This is a genomic window from Paenibacillus sp. LK1, from assembly GCF_002750415.1.
Lineage (GTDB): Bacteria > Bacillota > Bacilli > Paenibacillales > Paenibacillaceae > Paenibacillus > Paenibacillus taichungensis.
The window spans coordinates 34,367-50,087 of record NZ_PEII01000013.1 but is presented as its reverse complement, the minus strand read 5'-3'; the positions used below and the strand labels follow the sequence as shown (position 1 = coordinate 50,087).

Below are 15,721 nucleotides of genomic sequence, written 5' to 3'. Positions count from 1 at the left end.
GAATTAAGGTGTATCACAAAACGACCGGATACCGTATATTTAACGGCTTCAACCTGTTCTTCATCGCGGCCGTCTCGCTGCTGTGTGTGCTGCCGCTTGTCCACATTCTGGCGGTTTCCTTCAGCGGTAAAGCGGCAGCTTCCGCCAATCTGGTAACGCTCTGGCCGATTGATTTTACAGTCGATGCCTATACTAAAACGTTTGGTAACAGTAACTTTCTTAGCGCGCTCTGGATCTCAGTGCAACGTACCGTGTTCGGAACGCTGCTTAGTATGGTACTGGTCATCCTGACGGCATATCCTTTGTCCAAAGAAAGTCTGAATTTCAAGGGACGTTCGCTGTATGCGTGGTTTTTCATCTTCACGATGCTGTTCAGTGGCGGTCTGATCCCTTCCTATATCCTGATTCAGAAGCTGGGACTGATCAACACCCTATGGGCTCTGATTTTGCCGGGCGCTGTGGCGGTCTGGAACCTGATTCTCATGATGAACTTCTTCCGTAACGTGCCCAAAGAGCTCGAAGAAGCGGCGTTCATCGATGGTGCCAACCATATCACCACATTGTTCCGCATCTATCTGCCTGTATCCATGCCGGCCATTGCTACGATCTCCCTATTCACCATGGTGGGGCAGTGGAATTCCTGGTTTGACGGGTTGATCTATATGAATGACGCAGCCAAATATCCGCTCGCTACGTTAATGCAGACCATTATCGTGCAACAGGATTTCTCCAATATGAATGTTGATGCGACGCAGCTTCAGAACATGTCGCAGCGTACCGTTAACGCAGCCCAGATCTTTATTGGGGCACTGCCAATCCTGCTCGTGTATCCATTCTTGCAGCGTTTCTTTGTCAAAGGAATTGTGCTTGGGGCTGTTAAAGAATAGGGTTCGTATACTGAACCTGAATACATTCGCATCATTTCATCCCGAGGTTTATAACGCGCTGTTATTTACTTCGGGATGATTTTCCGCGAATGGCATTGTTATATTGATTAATGAGTTCATCCAGAACCATCGATTGACGAATGACCTCCGGATGCCACAGTTCTTTATGAGCGTTTGCAATCTGGTAGAGCCTCTGTCGTGCCTTTTCGATACATTCCTGAATGGTTTCCGGATTATGCACCATACTCCCGCCCCCTGTTGTCCTTCAATATCCTCCATCCAAAAAAGACCATCTATTATAATATTCGGAACAAAGGGAGCTGCACATTACCCCAAAATCGAAATTATGGTTATTTTTTCTTTTCCAGGTTGAAATAAGGACGAGTAATGGACTAAGATGTGGCAAAACACAAAAAATACCGGATAGGCCTATCAGCCTTATCCGGTATTTTTTGTACCCATGCGCTGCCCATTCATCTTAATCCAATATCCTCAAAACGGTTACCAATCGTCTCTGGGAAGGCCAGTTTAATGGCATCGATCGCGCGCTGTTCCGTTTCCCCTGCTTGCTCAATCAGATGGATCACCCTTAGCACATGCCCTGGTTCCTTCGCATCCCAAGCTGTTGAATCCTCAACCTTCTCCATCATCTGAGCATATAGGTCTGCGAGTAACGCGTACGCCTGCACCACATGATTCATCTGACTGGACAAATGCTTAAGCTCTGCAACATAGGAAGCCATATCCTTTCTCGATTGGGCATAATAGCGCAAAACAATGGCAGCTTGATCCGTTTCATATGCACCAGATTGTAGGACATCAGCAATGGCTGCATATGTAGCAGCTCCGCAGGCGTAATCCTGGGGTGGCAGCATGTAATCATGGGTCTCCCATTTGTACACAGCCTGAATTAATGATTCCTTGCACACTTCCCATATGTCTACGGTTGTATGGGATTCAAGCACCTGATAGTACCAGTATGGTGTTCTGTTCCGACCAAAAGAATCATAGGGCAGACAAATGACTTCATTTTCTTGACTCTCACAAATGAACAGCATCTGCTCACCATCATCATATCCAGCACAAATAACAAACTGATCATGCCACAGAATAGCGCCCACACCCCGGTCAATAGAAGCCTTGATATCCAGCAGGGCCTGCTTCTGATAGAGCGGAAAGGTCGGCTCGAACGAAAATCCCCCGTGTTGTCCGGTCGTGACGCCAATGAAATCAGAAGCTACAAAGTTCTCGGCCATCCAGTTGTATGCTGAGATCGATTCTGTCGTTAGACGCCGATCCACTACTAATCGAAATACACTTGCGGTCATACCCGCAATCATGTGACGCGGTAAATCCGTCCACTGCTTGTGCATCAGAATGCGATACATCGCATCCATGTATGAGCCTGCACCGCTCCAGGATCGTTGTTCATCTGCCAAATTCTGAGTCTGTGGAAAACGAATCAAATCCGGCAGTATTTTACTCCTCATCACCTTATCCTCCCTCCCCCTACCTTGCTGAATGTGCTCCCCACCGTGGTACAGTGTTGCGTTTACGATCAGGATACTTCGAGGAGATCAAACGAAAATAATCAACAGCCTGCTCTTCCAATGCTTTCGCTTCCAATAAAACCTGTGCCAGCTTCTCTGTGGCGTCTGCCTGCATAATCCTTCTGTTATGTTCCTGAATCATGCATGCCTTCATCTGTATAATCAATGCTCCAAGCTGTTCATAACATGCATAGGCTTGGTCCATTTCGGGCCATATCCCCCGCACATCCTGCAAATACATCTGAATTTCAGTTCGGGACTGGCAATAGGATTCCAAAATATACGCAGCACCCGATGCATCGTAATCTCCACCCCGAAGGGCTTGCACCCACACATCATAAGCCATTCTGCCCGAAACGATATTCCGATCAGGCAGTAGACGATAAGGGATATCCCAATCCTCAATTGCCAATCTCAATGATTCCAACAGCATCTCTTGTTCAGGGATATGTACCTGGTCACCAAAGACCTGACAATACCAAAACCCGGTGAAGTTTAATCCGAAATTGTCATACAGCATAATCTGTGGTTCCTTGCCCCAGCCATCTTGCACGTAAAAGATGCGATCACTGTCATCATACCCATGAATGACACCAAATTCCGGAATCCAGTAGATCACCCCGATGCCTTCATCCAGACTGCGCTTCACCCAATTTACCGCATCCCGCTGGTAATACCCAAATGTGGGATGACGTGTCCGTCCTCCATCCCAGATCGTGAATATCCCCAAGTTATCGATCCCAGGGCGATGAGATTCTCCCCATTGACCATAGGCTGTAACCGACATGGGCAGTAGTCTGCGATGCACTGAAAGTTTGAATGCCATACCCGTATATCCAGCGAGCACATACTTGGAACCCTGAAACAGACCCGCATGGGTCAATACAGCGTGTAGGCTATCCACATACGATTTGGACTCCCGCTTCATGATCAGGTTGTCTAACGCAACTTCAGTCAAAAAAAATCCCCTCTCCATGGTTGTTCTAATTCACGTTGGCTTTGCGCTGTACGGCGAGCCTATCGATTATGCCTTCCGCACTTTGCTGAAGCTTTCGTCTAAGCCACGTTGGAGACAACAGTTCCTCCCACTCGCTAATGAACAAATGCTGTAGGAAAGCATCCGTATCATAAAATTCAATCCAGTGAACCTGATCTTGCTTCTCCCGAATCCGATATCCTTGCCACAGCTCTGTTTGCTGCACTTCTCTCAGTCTTATCTCAGCGACAAACGGTTTACGGACAGGCAGCGCCTCTTCCCATGCACCCAGCAACCCGTCTGTCTGACACTGAAACGTCTCGTTCGTCATCTGCACATGAATCATGCCCTCTAACCGGATGGCCGTTTGCTGTAAAGGGTCCATTTCATAACCAACCACGTAATCGGCGTTGAACTGGGACAGCATCTTCAATGGACACCAAGTAAATTGCCGTTCTCCGGCATGATCTCTGTAATGGATATGTACTTTGCGGGATTCGGCAATCGCATGGGACAAAATCTCAAAGAACTGAAGCTGCTGCGGATCTGCTTTAAACACCGGAAGCTGACTGCTTCCTGTCTGCTGTTCCTCGAGCGTAAAACGCTCCAGTAAATGCGCCACACGCTTTACCGCATCCGACTGATCATAACTGTAATGCCGATAACGATGCGCCAGATACTTAAGCACCCGCTGTTCTTCTTCCGTCATATATAAATGGGGCAACCGGTAGGTCTGATCCTCGTAACAATACCCCCGATATTTTGCTATATACACCAGAGGGGCACGCAGAGAAATCGCCATATATTCAATATCACGCTGGGCCTGGCGCCGGGATATTTCAAATTCACGTGCAAGCCAGCTGCTGTTCGGAAAACGTCCACTCCGAATCTGCTCATCAAACCAGTGAATACGATGCATATTGCTCATTTCCCCGCCCCCTGGCTCATTCCGTATTTCGTAATTATATTATACCAAAAGACATGGCCCGTTCCGAAGAACAGGCCTGTTATGTTATACGGTTGCCTTATCCACTCTGGACTGCACAGCTTTGGAACATTTTTTGCATACTTTCAAACTCGTACCATCTGTTTTCGTTTGCGAATACAACAATTTAATCCGGGTGCTGCTGCACACCGGGCAAGTTCCTCTTCCTCGGGATGGTAGATTCCACAGGACGCGTCCTCTTTTTGTTTTTGCCAACGTTTGTGATCCTCTTTTCGATATGGTTTGTGTGTTCACCGTTATTATAGAGGACGTGGTACGACATAGAATGTCGCAGCAGTATGGAATATACCAAACATAAAAAAATGTCCCCTCTTCAACTTGAAGAAAGGACATTATCTAGGAATCATGTATTTCGGACTGAGCTGCCGCTTGTAACAAAGGCTGCAACAGACCAGGAAAACGCACTTCCAGATCTTCGGATCTTAGTGTCAGGAAATGCTGTGTACCTTGTACTCTCACTCGAATGACTCCGGCTTCCCGCAGGGTCCGAATATGGTGTGACATCGTGGATTTCACAACAGGTGCACGAAAATGACTGCATGGCTGTTCACCATTTCTGGCTGCTTCTGTTACGATCCCAAGACGGATGGGATCACTTAAAGCGTACAATACGGAAGAAAGTTCAATATCCTCCACTTGAGGATGGTGCAAAATTTTCATCGTTGTAGTCTCCTTTTTTTCAGACTATCCATTGTATTTTAGCATAATTCCATGATATATTTCTAATGTTCGATACCAATCGAACTTACAAACATATTTCGTTTATGTATCCCCTGCTGCCAAGCATGGGATTCACTCTATACCACATTTTGCAAATGTTACACACCGTTTCTGAAATGTTGCGAAATACACATCAATCTAGGAGGTTTTTATGAACAACACCGCAACTGCATCATCTGGGGAACGGACAGCAGGAATACAGGAAGGGTTAATCGTAAGTCTGCTGGGCTTCACGGTTGTGCTTGTCGTTATGAATACGATGATGTTCAATCTGGCCCTGCCCAAAATTGCAGCTGAATTTATGCTCTCATCCGTCTCTTCTTCCTGGATTGTCACCGGTTATTCCATCGTTTTTGCTATTTCCTCGATCACGTTCTCACGTCTATCGGATTTTGTGCCAATTCGTACCCTGTTTACGACCGGTCTTACACTGCTTGGTGCGGCATCCGTTCTTGGTTTCTTCAGTAACCATTTTATCCTTCTGCTCATTGCGCGCCTGATTCAGGCTGCGGGTGCAGCTTCTGTACCAGGGCTAGCTATCGTTCTTATTACTCGTTACATTCCAAGTGACCGCCGGGGGAAATCCATGGCTGTTGTCATGTCGGCCAGCTCACTGGGTCTTGGACTCGGGCCTGTGATCGGTGGCAGTATTACACAGTTCCTAGGATGGCATGATCTGTTTATCGTTACCGGACTAACCTTGTTTCTGATCCCTGTATTTTTCAGACTGCTTCCAAGTGAGATGCCACAAAAGGGTTCATTCGACTTGCTCGGCGCGCTGTTACTGGCAATCGGAACAACCGGCGTCCTGCTATTCCTGACTTCACGTGAATGGGTAACCCTCGTTGTTGGTGCGGCTGCACTCGTCCTGTTCTGGCTACGAATTCGCCGTGCGGCTGATCCCTTTGTGCAACCAGCTCTGTTCAAAAACAAAAAATATATGATGCTCAGCTCACTGGGGATTGTATCGTATATTAACAACTTCTCGACGCTGTTCCTATTGCCGCAAATTTTGGCACATCTGTATGGCCTGACTCCGGCCCAGTCCGGGCTTGTCATCTTCCCGGGTGCAATCGTATCTATGCTGTTATCCAATCGGATTGGCCGCATGATTGACCGACACGGCAATACACAACTGCTCAAGTTCGCACCATGGTTGCTGCTCGCTGCGGCCGGATTGTTTGCTCTTTTTGCAGACGACAGCATCTATGCCATTATGGCCGTATACATTCTGCTTAGCGTAGGCTTCTCTGCACTGACAACGAGTGTCTCCAATGAGTTGTCGGGCAATCTGACGATGGATCAGGTAGGCGCAGGCATGGGACTGTTCCAGCTTAGCCAGTTCTTCAGTGGAGCATTCAGTGTTGCCGTAACTGGCGTCGCATTGACAGCCATGCAGCAATTGCCACTATCATCGGCTTATACTAATATTTTCTGGGGCATGACTGTGGTTGCTCTGGCATCCATTGTTTTCTCCCAGGTGTATCTGAGAATGCAGTCACGGAAGAAAAGCATCGCTTCACACTAAGCAGGTTATATAGGTTCTTACTTATAATAGATTCTTCATATAAGAAAGCCAGGATTGGACCGATAGAGTCTGATCCCTGGCTTTTTTGTTTGTTATTAGACTATAAGGTATCAATACGTATTACTTTATCTCTGTTATTCTTATATTATAAACAGATCGTATAGATATTTTGAAAATGATAAAATCAAGGGGATGTCTTTCGCACATGAAGCTTCAACAGTTTAATTCACTATTTCGTATCCCTACATACCGGCTGTTTCTCGTTTGTATGTTGTTGCAAGGTATGGCTATTTCAATCAGCGCGCCCTTTCTTGCGGTCTACTTTACAACCCGCCTCGAAGTATCCATCACAACATTCGGATTATTCACTGCAGTAACACTTATGGCCGGTGTGCTGTTCAGTTCCTGGATCGCCAGACGATCGGATCAACCAGGGGCTCGCAAAAAAATTCTGGTGTCTGCCATGATTTGCAATGCTCTTGCATTTGCCGGGTATCTGTGGATTCACGACTTCACTTTATTATTCATCTATATGACGGTACTGACTGCACTCGGATCTCCCGCTATGCCACAATTGTTCGCAGCTGCAAGAGAAGCGGTTAATTCCGCAACGGACGTCGATCATGCTGTGGCCAATTCAACCCTGCGCTCCGCGTTTTCATTGGGGTTTATTACGGGACCTTTACTCGGAACTTTACTGATTGCCTATATTGGGTACATCGGTATTTTCAGCTCAACGTGTTTTATTTTTTTGATCAATGCGTTATTATTTTTCTTTCTGTTAAAAAAAGCTCCCGAGCCTCCTTCTATCTGTGCATCTTCGGGTGGCATACACATAAAATTGCATCAGGATGCAAGAATCTACATGCCGTTTCTCATTACCACACTTCTGTATATGGCACACTGGATGAATAACCTGAATGCATCTCTGTTCATTATTCACCATCTGGGCGGGGGAACCCGGGAAGTTGGCTGGATCTCCAGTTTATGCGCGGGGCTTGAAATTCCCATTATGCTAGGTTTGGGTCTGCTCGCCTCAAAATATCCCAACCGCTCACTCATGTTATGGGGCTCCCTGATGGGTGCCGCTTATTATGTAATAGTTTTGTTCTCCACGGAACTGTGGCACTTGCTGGCCGGACAACTATTGCTCGCATTCTTTGTCGCCGTTATCTCTGCTATCGGGATCAGTTACATGCAGGATCTGCTTCCGTCCATGCCCGGCTATGCATCAACTCTCTATTCCAATGCTTCCACGTTGGGAAGATTATTTGGTAGTCTGGTCGGGGGATGGACAGCCGGAGTGTGGGGGTATCGAAATTCCTATTGGGTATGTCTACTCCTTGTTCTGCTTTCGTTAGGCATGCTTGTTGTCACACAACAATTATCAAAAGAAAAACGTCAGACACTTTCACTCTAAGCAATCCGCATGCAATCCTGAGTGAAGGTAACAGCTTGAACAAAACAAAACCCCATGAGGACGCAGCTATAGCGCTCTTGGGGTTTTGTTTATCATCGTTTCAATATTCATTTATATGAATACAAACACTATTCAAACAGATCCAGACGTAGACGCTTCAGGCTGGTATGCTGGATGAGCCATTGACCATCGATTTTGACAAACGTTTCATGGTAATGTCCAAATCCGTGAAAGGATTTATTGTCATTGCCTTCAGGGAACGTCACCCAATCTTCCATTGGAGAGATGACTTTGGCTTCATTCTCGGATACAAATTCAACTTCGGCGCTATGTACATGATGCACAGTTACGGCAACATCCACCAAATCCCGGAATACTTGAACGATGGTGTCCCGACCTGTTAATACCGGGATTGGATTGCCTTCTGTACTGAAATCAGCTACGGCATCCGGAGCGAACACTTCACCTAATGTATCCCACTGCTTCGTATCAATATAACGGCAATAGCGCGCTTTGGTGTTCCGGATGTTTTCCAGTGCAAGCAGTTGTTCCAGTTCTGTAATGGTTGATTGGCTCATGTGTTGTCCCTCCAGAAATCTAAGATGTAAGCAAATATGTATTAATAATTTTCTTCCTTATTGTACCATTCCACTTATATTAGGTACAATGGCATATTATACGTTTGTATATTAACTATCTTCTCCTATCGTTGAAGCACTCTGATGTCGAGGGTATACCTTGTATTGCTCTCTTCCAGAGTCCTTTGTAGACTTATAATTTCAACTTCAATCCTCATCCGAGTACAGCAAAAAAAACCTTCCATCCCCCTTAAGCGGGGAGAAAGGTTTTTAAATTCGCGCTTCAACAGGCGCAGCTATAGGATCAACTGGACCTCCGATTCAGGTTATACGGAATGTGCAGCTTTCATCTGGGCAGCCAGCTCAGACATTTTTTTATTGTGCAAATAACTCTCCATCTCTTCTTCCGCACGGACCATCACCTGCTGAATCAGGCAGCCTTCGTTATGATCCTGCGAGCATTCGAACAAGGAAGCCTGCCCCTCAATGGCATGGATAATCTCCAAAAATGAAGGGTCCGGATTCTTCCGGCTAAGCCGATAACCACCATTGGCACCCGAGGTCGATTCGATCATGCCGGCTTTGACCAGCTTGGTCAATATTTTAGACAAATAGGTTGGAGATACTTTTTGCATCTCAGCTAATTGATGTACACTGACCAGTTGTTCCGGTTCGGTTGCAACCAGGAAAAGCATGGTGTGCAGGGCATAGTTTGTAGCTTTCGAATATTTCATGAGGGCACCTCATTATATACGGATTTAATTTATCTATAATAGACTTGATTGAACGCTCTGTCAAACGTCGAAGATTTCCACAGAATCAACAAACGAACAACATACCTTTAACTGTGGTAAAGCCCGCGATAATCGGTCGGAGTCATGCCTTCATGGGCTAAAAACTGGCGGTTAAAATAACTGGCATTTGGGTACCCCGCCTCCTCTGCGATCTGTCCAATGTTGGCCGTTGGCCGTTCCAGCAGCCACTGCTTCGCCATCTGCAACCGCGAACGGGTTATAAATTCCATCGGGGTCATTTCCACGGCACTCTTGAACATTTTGCAAAAGTAATACGAACTCACACCCGCCATATCCGCCCAATCCTGTAACAAAAACGGTTGGCATGCCTCCTGCTGCATCTGTGGAAGCAGTCCAAGGATACGACTCTCAGCCTTGCTTGTGCGTGTGCTTTTTAGTGGAACCGCATGCTGTACGAACTCAGCCAGCACAGCGTAGGTCAGGGTAGATAGCTGGGCAGGACGCAGCATCCGGTTCTGCTCGGCTTCATTTAGTAGGGCCATATGTGCTTCTTCCCATGGAGCCTGCTGCCGCAGCGTCCACAACAGATTGCGGTGCAACCCCCGCTCTATCATATAATCATGCAGCCGTTCACCGTAAAAATGAACCCATCGTACATCCCATGGATCATCTTCGCTGCTGTAGTAATGCTGCCGCTGCAGCGGGAAATACAGTACAGCCTGACCCGCACGAAGCTCATGCACTACTCCCTCCACTTCCACGTACCCCTTGCCCGCAGCAACGTAGTGAATATTGAAGTTGTTAAGTGCGCCAGCCTCACGTAATACGGTGTGCTCAGGGTGGTCAACATAAAGTCCAACAGATTCTGGATAACAAAAGTATGGAATATCCTGCAAGGTTAGCAGTACAGTCTGTCTCATCATGGCCCATTCTCTTTTCTAAACAATATTGTGTTAACTCATTTCAATATATTATCATTTTCATTCATCCATCTATTATTTATAATCACAATATACATTCATTCATAGGAGGAAACAACAAATGAATTCAGATCGAAAACTGCGCTGGGGAATTCTTGGTAGCGCTAGCATTGCCGTAGGATCCGTTATTCCAGGTTTGCAGCAATCCGAGTTGAATGAAGTGACTGCCATTGCTAGTCGAGATGAAGAAAAAGCAAAACAAACTGCTGAGAAACTCGGCATTCCTCAAGCTTATGGCAGCTATGAAGCTTTGCTTGCTGACGATTCCATTGATGCGGTCTACATCCCGCTTCCGAACCATCTGCACCGGGAGTGGACACTCCGTGCCGCAGAAGCTGGTAAACATATTTTGTGTGAGAAACCACTGGCACTGACGGAGCAGGAAGCTCAGGAAATGGTGCAAGCTTGCGAAGACGCTGGTGTGCATCTCGCTGAAGCTCTCATGTACCGACATCATCCACGTTATGATCAGATTAAAGATATTATCGCCAGCGGAGAAATTGGTGAGATCCGCGGCATTCATAGTACATTTTCGTTCAATAGTTCAGGCTCAACAGGTAATGTTCGCTTTCGGCGTGATTGGGGCGGCGGCGCGCTGTATGATATCGGCTGTTATTCCATCAGTGCAGCACGCTTGATACTTGGCCAAGAGCCTTCGGCGGCAACTGTCATTGGCATGTTCTCCCCTGAACATGATCATGTGGATATGATGGCTTCCGGCTTGCTTGAGTTCGACAATCATATTGGCGTCACCTTTGACAGCAGCATGTGGGCAGCCTTCCGCAACACACTGGAGGTACTTGGAACGGATGGCATCATTGAGGTTCCTTCTGCTTTTATCAGCAATCGGGATCGCAGCTCCAACTTTTTCGTAACTGTTGATGGTGAGCGTAAGGAGATTGAAGTCCCACAGGTCAATCACTACTCCTTCCAGGGCGACGATATGGCACGAGCTGTGCTTCAAGGTAAAGCTCTGCGCTTCGATCCATCCGATGCTATAGCCAATATGAAAGTACTTGAAGCTTGCCTTCGTTCAGCGGAAGAACGTACACGCATTACACTATAAGAAGAGAGGATGAACTGAATTATGGAATACATTGAAATTGCTGGTGCAGGAAAACCTATCTCCCGATTGATTAAAGGAACCGATTATTTTTACCATGATTCCTATGAAAAAGCAGCTACGAACATGGATGCATTCCTGGCGATTGGCGGTAATACCGTTGACTCCGCGCATATTTATTGTGGCGGGCAAAGTGAAGAAGTGCTCGGACGTTATATGCAGGAACGGGGTAACCGTAACGAGATCGTTATTTTGACCAAAGGTGCGCATCATGACCAGAACGGCCCACGTGTTAATGCTGATGCTATCCGCAGTGACCTTCTTACCAGTCTGGAGCGGCTTCAAACGGAACATGTGGAGCTCTATGCCCTGCATCGGGATGATCCAAACATCCCTGTTGGCGCGATTCTCGAAGCGTTGAATGAACATATTGAATCCGGCAAAATCGGCGCAATCGGCGCCTCCAACTGGACCTGGCAGCGGCTGGAGGAAGCTAACGCATATGCTGCTGCTAACGGTCTGAAAGGTTTTACATTCAGCAGTCCAAATCTCAGTCTCGCCAAAGCGAACGAACCGTTCTGGGCCGGCTGTGTATCGGCAGACGAAGAAACACTGGCATGGCATGAACGCACTAAGCTTCCTTTGCTGTCCTGGTCATCTCAGGCTCGTGGCTTCTTTACCGGACGATTCACACCTGAAGTTCGGGACAATGAAGATCTGGTTCGTGTGTTTTACAGTGACGGTAACTGGGAACGTTTGCACCGTGCTGAACAATTGGCCGAGTCGAAAAAGACTTCCCCCATCCAGATTGCTCTCGCTTATGTATTGAATCAGCCGTTTCCAACCTGTGCGTTGATAGGTGCCCAGAATCAGGCAGAATTGCTCTCCTGTGACGAAGGATCACGTATCACCCTATCTCCTGAAGAATTAGCATGGCTGGATCTCGGCAGTGATGTGAAGCCTAGTATCTAATACAGATATATACGCTTTGAATTAAGTGTAAAGATTAAGGGACTGACTCTTCCGCGATGTAGCGGAGTGGTCAGTCCTTTTTGAAATGCCAGTTAATGGTTCAAACATAGTAACTATCTGTAAAACAACGAATCGTTGCTCGTTATGCCCCCCATATCGCCAAACACCGGGTTCCGCTGTCCTCTATACGTATAGCTGATTGTCATGAAAAAAGTAATAAAAAGAGACTACCCGCCAGAAATATTTCTCTGGAGGTAAGCCCCTTTTTAATATGAGATAGTCACACTAATTAAAGTAATGATAATGATATCCTTACGATTACAGCTTCACGATCTGACCAGTTTTCTCGGATTCAAATGCTGCCAGAATCACTTGCAGTGAACGCAGACCTTCTTCACCGGAAATGCTTGGAGGTGTTTGCGTTACAATCGACTCTACAAAAGCGTCAATAACGCCGCTTGGTACTTGTTTCTCGTTGGTAGACATTGCGCCAACTTTGTATGTTTCAACCGTGCCGTTAGTCAGCTCAACGATAACCTCGTCACCATCTACCGTTCCGATCTTCATCACACCATTTTCACACCACAGAACTGTACTGTTATCTCCTGCTCTGTATTGTGTCCAGCTCGCTACCAGCGTACCGATTGCACCGCTCTTCATGCGAAGCAGGCATGTTGCGTTATCGTCCACTTTGGTGTTTTCCTTGTGCAGTGTGCTGATGAAACCAGCAACTTCGGATACTTCATCATCCAGCAAATAACGGATAAAGTCCGATTTGTGCACGCCCAGGTCACCCATGGCACCCATAATCGCTTCTTCTTTACGGAAGAACCAGCTTTCTGCACCGTCTACGCTCCAGCCTTCCGGACCCGGATGACCAAAGGAAGTACGGAAATTCAGGACTTTACCCAGTTTGCCGGAGTCCAGAATTTCTTTGGCTTTCACGTGTGGAGGCATCAAGCGCTGGTTGTGTCCAACCATCAGATACACACCGTTTTTCTTGGCAGCTTCAATCATTTGCTCGCCTTCTTCGGTAGTAACCGCCATCGGTTTTTCCACCAGTACATGTTTACCGGCATTCGCAGCAGCAATGGCCATCGAGGCATGCAGGTAGTTCGGCGTACAAACGCTGACTGCATCCACTTCTTCGCTTGCAAGCAATTCTTCGTAGCTAGAGTAAGCTTTACCGCCGTAAGTTTCGGCCATCTTCTCCGCACGCTCCACGATCGGATCGGCAAAAGCGACAAGTTCTACGTTCTCATTGGCAGCGTACTCTGGAATATGTCTGCGCTCGGCAATGGCTCCACAGCCGAATACAGCAACTTTAATTTTACTCATGTACAAATGTCTCCTTTGACAAATAAATTAGAATTGGTTCAAGTAATTCTGCTTCAGCCAGTTATGGCTGTTGGCTACGCTTTCAAGCGGTGGATTCTGGCAAACGTCCTGTTCCACGATCAGCCATTCTACACCTGCACTCGTAGCTGCTTCAATAACAGCTGGCAGATTAACGGAACCTTGTCCCAGTTCCAATGTCTTCATTTGGCCCTGTTCGTCTTTACTGAAGTCTTTCAAGTGAAGCAACGGCAGACGACCTGCATATTTGTTGATATACTCAATCGGATTTTGTCCAGCAAATTGTACCCAACATACGTCCATTTCCACTTGAACTGCTTCAGGTGTCGTTTGTACAAACATTGCATCAAAGGCATTTTCGTCGCCAACCTGACCGTGGAATTCGAAATCATGGTTATGATAACCGAAGATCAGACCTTGTTTAGTCGCTTCTGCACCATATTGTTGCAATTCGTTGAACAGTTTGGTCCAGCCTTCTGCATTCTCTGGACGATCTTCAGGCATCAGGTAAGGGCAGATCATATATTGAGCCCCAATAGTTTTGAGGTAGTCGATTTGTTGTTGCAGATCTTCACGCATAGCATGTAATGAAACGTGGCTGCTGAAACCTTTCAGTCCAAGTTCATCCAATAGCGCTTTCATTTCTTCGGCAGGAATGTCACCATATCCGGCGAATTCGACACCTTCATAACCAAGCTCTGCTACCTTGCGCAAAGTTCCACGGAAATCTGCTGCAGTTTCATCACGGAGTGTAAACAATTGCAAACCAATATTAAGTTTTTTCATAATAGATGCACCTCTGCTCTCAAATTTGCTTTCATTGCTCTATCTGGTATCATCCTAACGCAAAACAGGCTAGAATGAACATATACAATATCGTCAGAACATGAACTATCTGATCAAATTTTTAAATTTGGAGGATTACATCTTTTGGAAACCTCAGTACTGATCTGTGACTATTCCTATCACTATAAGGCGTTTAACCATAATATGAAGGGCGAGTTGCAGACTTATCTGTTCCGTCTGCAAACCGAAGGCTCTTGCAAAGTATATGTGCAGGATGAAGAATTTAAGATGACTGGCGGCGATTTACTACTGCTTAAACCCGGAGACGATTATCACCTCGTGGTAGAAGAACCTCATAAGGAGGGCAGGTTATCCAGCGGAGACTATTATTTATTCTGTGAAGGGGAATGGATTGATAGTTGGTGGAAGCGTCACCATCGATCCACGGTGAGCCACATTGGGCTGGATGATAAATTGGTCAGTCTCTGGCGCAGTATGCTCCTGGAGAAACGCCGTGGACCGCTGGAGGAAAATATAGAACTGAGTGATGCACTGCTACGCGGTTTGTGTCTGTATATCGATCGGGCCATCAAGGAGAATATCCAGACGGATCGTTCTGTTTCCTCAACACTGAAGCTGAAACGATTCATTGAAGAGCATGCTACTGTCACATTCAAACTCGAAGAAGCCGCCCGCTACGCAGGACTAAGCCTGTCTCGTGCGGTGCGATTGTTCAAGGAGCACTATGGCCAAACGATGATCCAGTATGCGATTGAAATTCGACTGAACGCTGCCTTGGAGCGTATGAAGTACAGTGATATGACCTTGGAGCATATTGCCGAAACATGCGGCTTTGCAAGCTATTCCTATTTTCACAGAGTGTTCCGATCCCATTTTGGAATGTCCCCGGCCGAATATCTCAAATCCCAGGCTCATCAATCCATCGATTTAGAGCATTTATAAGTGTAGTTGTGCTCGATCCTCTTCTTTCTTCATGATGAAAGCAGCTGATTTTCAATCGGCTGCTTTCTTTCAAAAAACCTCTTCTAGATTCCATGACTTCACGAAAACAAACCTGTATAGTTAAAATATAGTATTCTTACAGATTCATACATAAGTTAGTCTTATACTCTACCACTCTACT

At 46.5% G+C, this 15,721-nt stretch carries 17 protein-coding genes; 6 read left to right on the top strand and 11 right to left on the bottom strand.

Annotation, left to right across the window (positions count from 1 at the left end):
- The first annotated feature begins 8 nt into the window (after positions 1–8).
- Positions 9–887: a carbohydrate ABC transporter permease gene (locus CS562_RS25240; protein ID WP_076291187.1), complete on the top strand. Its 879-nt coding sequence runs from the start codon at positions 9–11 to the stop codon at positions 885–887.
- 61 nt (positions 888–948) lie between these two features.
- Here the strand turns inward: CS562_RS25240 and CS562_RS25235 are convergent, their stop codons facing one another.
- The 6 genes from CS562_RS25235 to CS562_RS25210 all read right to left on the bottom strand — a co-directional run bounded on the left by CS562_RS25235 (position 949) and on the right by CS562_RS25210 (position 5,079).
- Positions 949–1,131 carry an aspartyl-phosphate phosphatase Spo0E family protein gene (locus CS562_RS25235; protein ID WP_076291186.1) on the bottom strand — a complete coding sequence of 61 codons (183 nt, stop codon included), beginning with the start codon at positions 1,129–1,131 and terminating at the stop codon, positions 949–951.
- 229 nt (positions 1,132–1,360) lie between these two features.
- Positions 1,361–2,377 (bottom strand): hypothetical protein, encoded by a 1,017-nt coding sequence (locus CS562_RS25230; protein ID WP_099858533.1) that lies wholly within the window; start codon positions 2,375–2,377, stop codon positions 1,361–1,363.
- Between the two features lie 19 nt (positions 2,378–2,396).
- A complete protein-coding gene (locus CS562_RS25225) occupies positions 2,397–3,395 on the bottom strand; it encodes a C39 family peptidase (protein WP_257219601.1) in 999 nt (332 codons plus the stop codon).
- 25 nt (positions 3,396–3,420) lie between these two features.
- Positions 3,421–4,341 (bottom strand): helix-turn-helix transcriptional regulator, encoded by a 921-nt coding sequence (locus CS562_RS25220; RefSeq protein WP_099858531.1) that lies wholly within the window; start codon positions 4,339–4,341, stop codon positions 3,421–3,423.
- A gap of 84 nt (positions 4,342–4,425) precedes the next feature.
- Positions 4,426–4,614 (bottom strand): hypothetical protein, encoded by a 189-nt coding sequence (locus tag CS562_RS25215; RefSeq protein WP_076291183.1) that lies wholly within the window; start codon positions 4,612–4,614, stop codon positions 4,426–4,428.
- Between the two features lie 141 nt (positions 4,615–4,755).
- Complete coding sequence (locus tag CS562_RS25210) at positions 4,756–5,079, bottom strand: ArsR/SmtB family transcription factor (RefSeq protein ID WP_053780179.1); 324 nt, start codon at positions 5,077–5,079, stop codon at positions 4,756–4,758.
- Between the two features lie 211 nt (positions 5,080–5,290).
- Between CS562_RS25210 and CS562_RS25205 the strand changes: the two genes are divergently transcribed.
- Positions 5,291–6,667, top strand: coding sequence for an MFS transporter (locus tag CS562_RS25205; RefSeq protein WP_099858530.1), 1,377 nt, complete (start codon positions 5,291–5,293; stop codon positions 6,665–6,667).
- 205 nt (positions 6,668–6,872) lie between these two features.
- Positions 6,873–8,087: a sugar efflux transporter gene (locus CS562_RS25200; RefSeq protein ID WP_099858529.1), complete on the top strand. Its 1,215-nt coding sequence runs from the start codon at positions 6,873–6,875 to the stop codon at positions 8,085–8,087.
- Between the two features lie 128 nt (positions 8,088–8,215).
- Here the strand turns inward: CS562_RS25200 and CS562_RS25195 are convergent, their stop codons facing one another.
- The 3 genes from CS562_RS25195 to CS562_RS25185 all read right to left on the bottom strand — a co-directional run bounded on the left by CS562_RS25195 (position 8,216) and on the right by CS562_RS25185 (position 10,343).
- Positions 8,216–8,665: a nuclear transport factor 2 family protein gene (locus tag CS562_RS25195; protein ID WP_079697142.1), complete on the bottom strand. Its 450-nt coding sequence runs from the start codon at positions 8,663–8,665 to the stop codon at positions 8,216–8,218.
- Between the two features lie 326 nt (positions 8,666–8,991).
- A complete protein-coding gene (locus tag CS562_RS25190) occupies positions 8,992–9,399 on the bottom strand; it encodes an Rrf2 family transcriptional regulator (protein ID WP_076291179.1) in 408 nt (135 codons plus the stop codon).
- 107 nt (positions 9,400–9,506) lie between these two features.
- A complete protein-coding gene (locus CS562_RS25185; RefSeq protein ID WP_072735596.1) occupies positions 9,507–10,343 on the bottom strand; it encodes an AraC family transcriptional regulator in 837 nt (278 codons plus the stop codon).
- Between the two features lie 118 nt (positions 10,344–10,461).
- Between CS562_RS25185 and CS562_RS25180 the strand changes: the two genes are divergently transcribed.
- A complete protein-coding gene (locus CS562_RS25180; protein WP_099858528.1) occupies positions 10,462–11,466 on the top strand; it encodes a Gfo/Idh/MocA family protein in 1,005 nt (334 codons plus the stop codon).
- Between the two features lie 21 nt (positions 11,467–11,487).
- Positions 11,488–12,435, top strand: coding sequence for an aldo/keto reductase (locus tag CS562_RS25175; RefSeq protein ID WP_076291177.1), 948 nt, complete (start codon positions 11,488–11,490; stop codon positions 12,433–12,435).
- 318 nt (positions 12,436–12,753) lie between these two features.
- Here CS562_RS25175 and CS562_RS25170 read toward each other — a convergent pair whose 3' ends face one another.
- Together CS562_RS25170 and CS562_RS25165 are read right to left on the bottom strand one after the other, a co-directional pair.
- A complete protein-coding gene (locus CS562_RS25170; protein WP_063567071.1) occupies positions 12,754–13,773 on the bottom strand; it encodes a Gfo/Idh/MocA family protein in 1,020 nt (339 codons plus the stop codon).
- Between the two features lie 27 nt (positions 13,774–13,800).
- Positions 13,801–14,577 carry a sugar phosphate isomerase/epimerase family protein gene (locus CS562_RS25165; protein ID WP_063567070.1) on the bottom strand — a complete coding sequence of 259 codons (777 nt, stop codon included), beginning with the start codon at positions 14,575–14,577 and terminating at the stop codon, positions 13,801–13,803.
- 144 nt (positions 14,578–14,721) lie between these two features.
- On the opposite strand from CS562_RS25165, the gene CS562_RS25160 reads away from it, so the two are divergent.
- Positions 14,722–15,540, top strand: a complete 819-nt coding sequence (locus tag CS562_RS25160) for a helix-turn-helix domain-containing protein (protein ID WP_076291176.1) — start codon at positions 14,722–14,724, stop codon at positions 15,538–15,540.
- The last annotated feature ends 181 nt before the right edge of the window (positions 15,541–15,721 follow it).

Coding starts and splice junctions, on each gene's coding strand:
- CS562_RS25205 (WP_099858530.1), top strand. CDS start 5,291: ATGAACAACACCGCAACTGCATCATCTGGGGAACGGACAGCAGGAATA.
- CS562_RS25175 (WP_076291177.1), top strand. CDS start 11,488: ATGGAATACATTGAAATTGCTGGTGCAGGAAAACCTATCTCCCGATTG.
- CS562_RS25200 (WP_099858529.1), top strand. CDS start 6,873: ATGAAGCTTCAACAGTTTAATTCACTATTTCGTATCCCTACATACCGG.
- CS562_RS25235 (WP_076291186.1), bottom strand. CDS start 1,131: ATGGTGCATAATCCGGAAACCATTCAGGAATGTATCGAAAAGGCACGA.
- CS562_RS25190 (WP_076291179.1), bottom strand. CDS start 9,399: ATGAAATATTCGAAAGCTACAAACTATGCCCTGCACACCATGCTTTTC.
- CS562_RS25195 (WP_079697142.1), bottom strand. CDS start 8,665: ATGAGCCAATCAACCATTACAGAACTGGAACAACTGCTTGCACTGGAA.
- CS562_RS25210 (WP_053780179.1), bottom strand. CDS start 5,079: ATGAAAATTTTGCACCATCCTCAAGTGGAGGATATTGAACTTTCTTCC.
- CS562_RS25170 (WP_063567071.1), bottom strand. CDS start 13,773: ATGAGTAAAATTAAAGTTGCTGTATTCGGCTGTGGAGCCATTGCCGAG.
- CS562_RS25180 (WP_099858528.1), top strand. CDS start 10,462: ATGAATTCAGATCGAAAACTGCGCTGGGGAATTCTTGGTAGCGCTAGC.
- CS562_RS25185 (WP_072735596.1), bottom strand. CDS start 10,343: ATGATGAGACAGACTGTACTGCTAACCTTGCAGGATATTCCATACTTT.
- CS562_RS25220 (WP_099858531.1), bottom strand. CDS start 4,341: ATGAGCAATATGCATCGTATTCACTGGTTTGATGAGCAGATTCGGAGT.
- CS562_RS25165 (WP_063567070.1), bottom strand. CDS start 14,577: ATGAAAAAACTTAATATTGGTTTGCAATTGTTTACACTCCGTGATGAA.
- CS562_RS25230 (WP_099858533.1), bottom strand. CDS start 2,377: ATGAGGAGTAAAATACTGCCGGATTTGATTCGTTTTCCACAGACTCAG.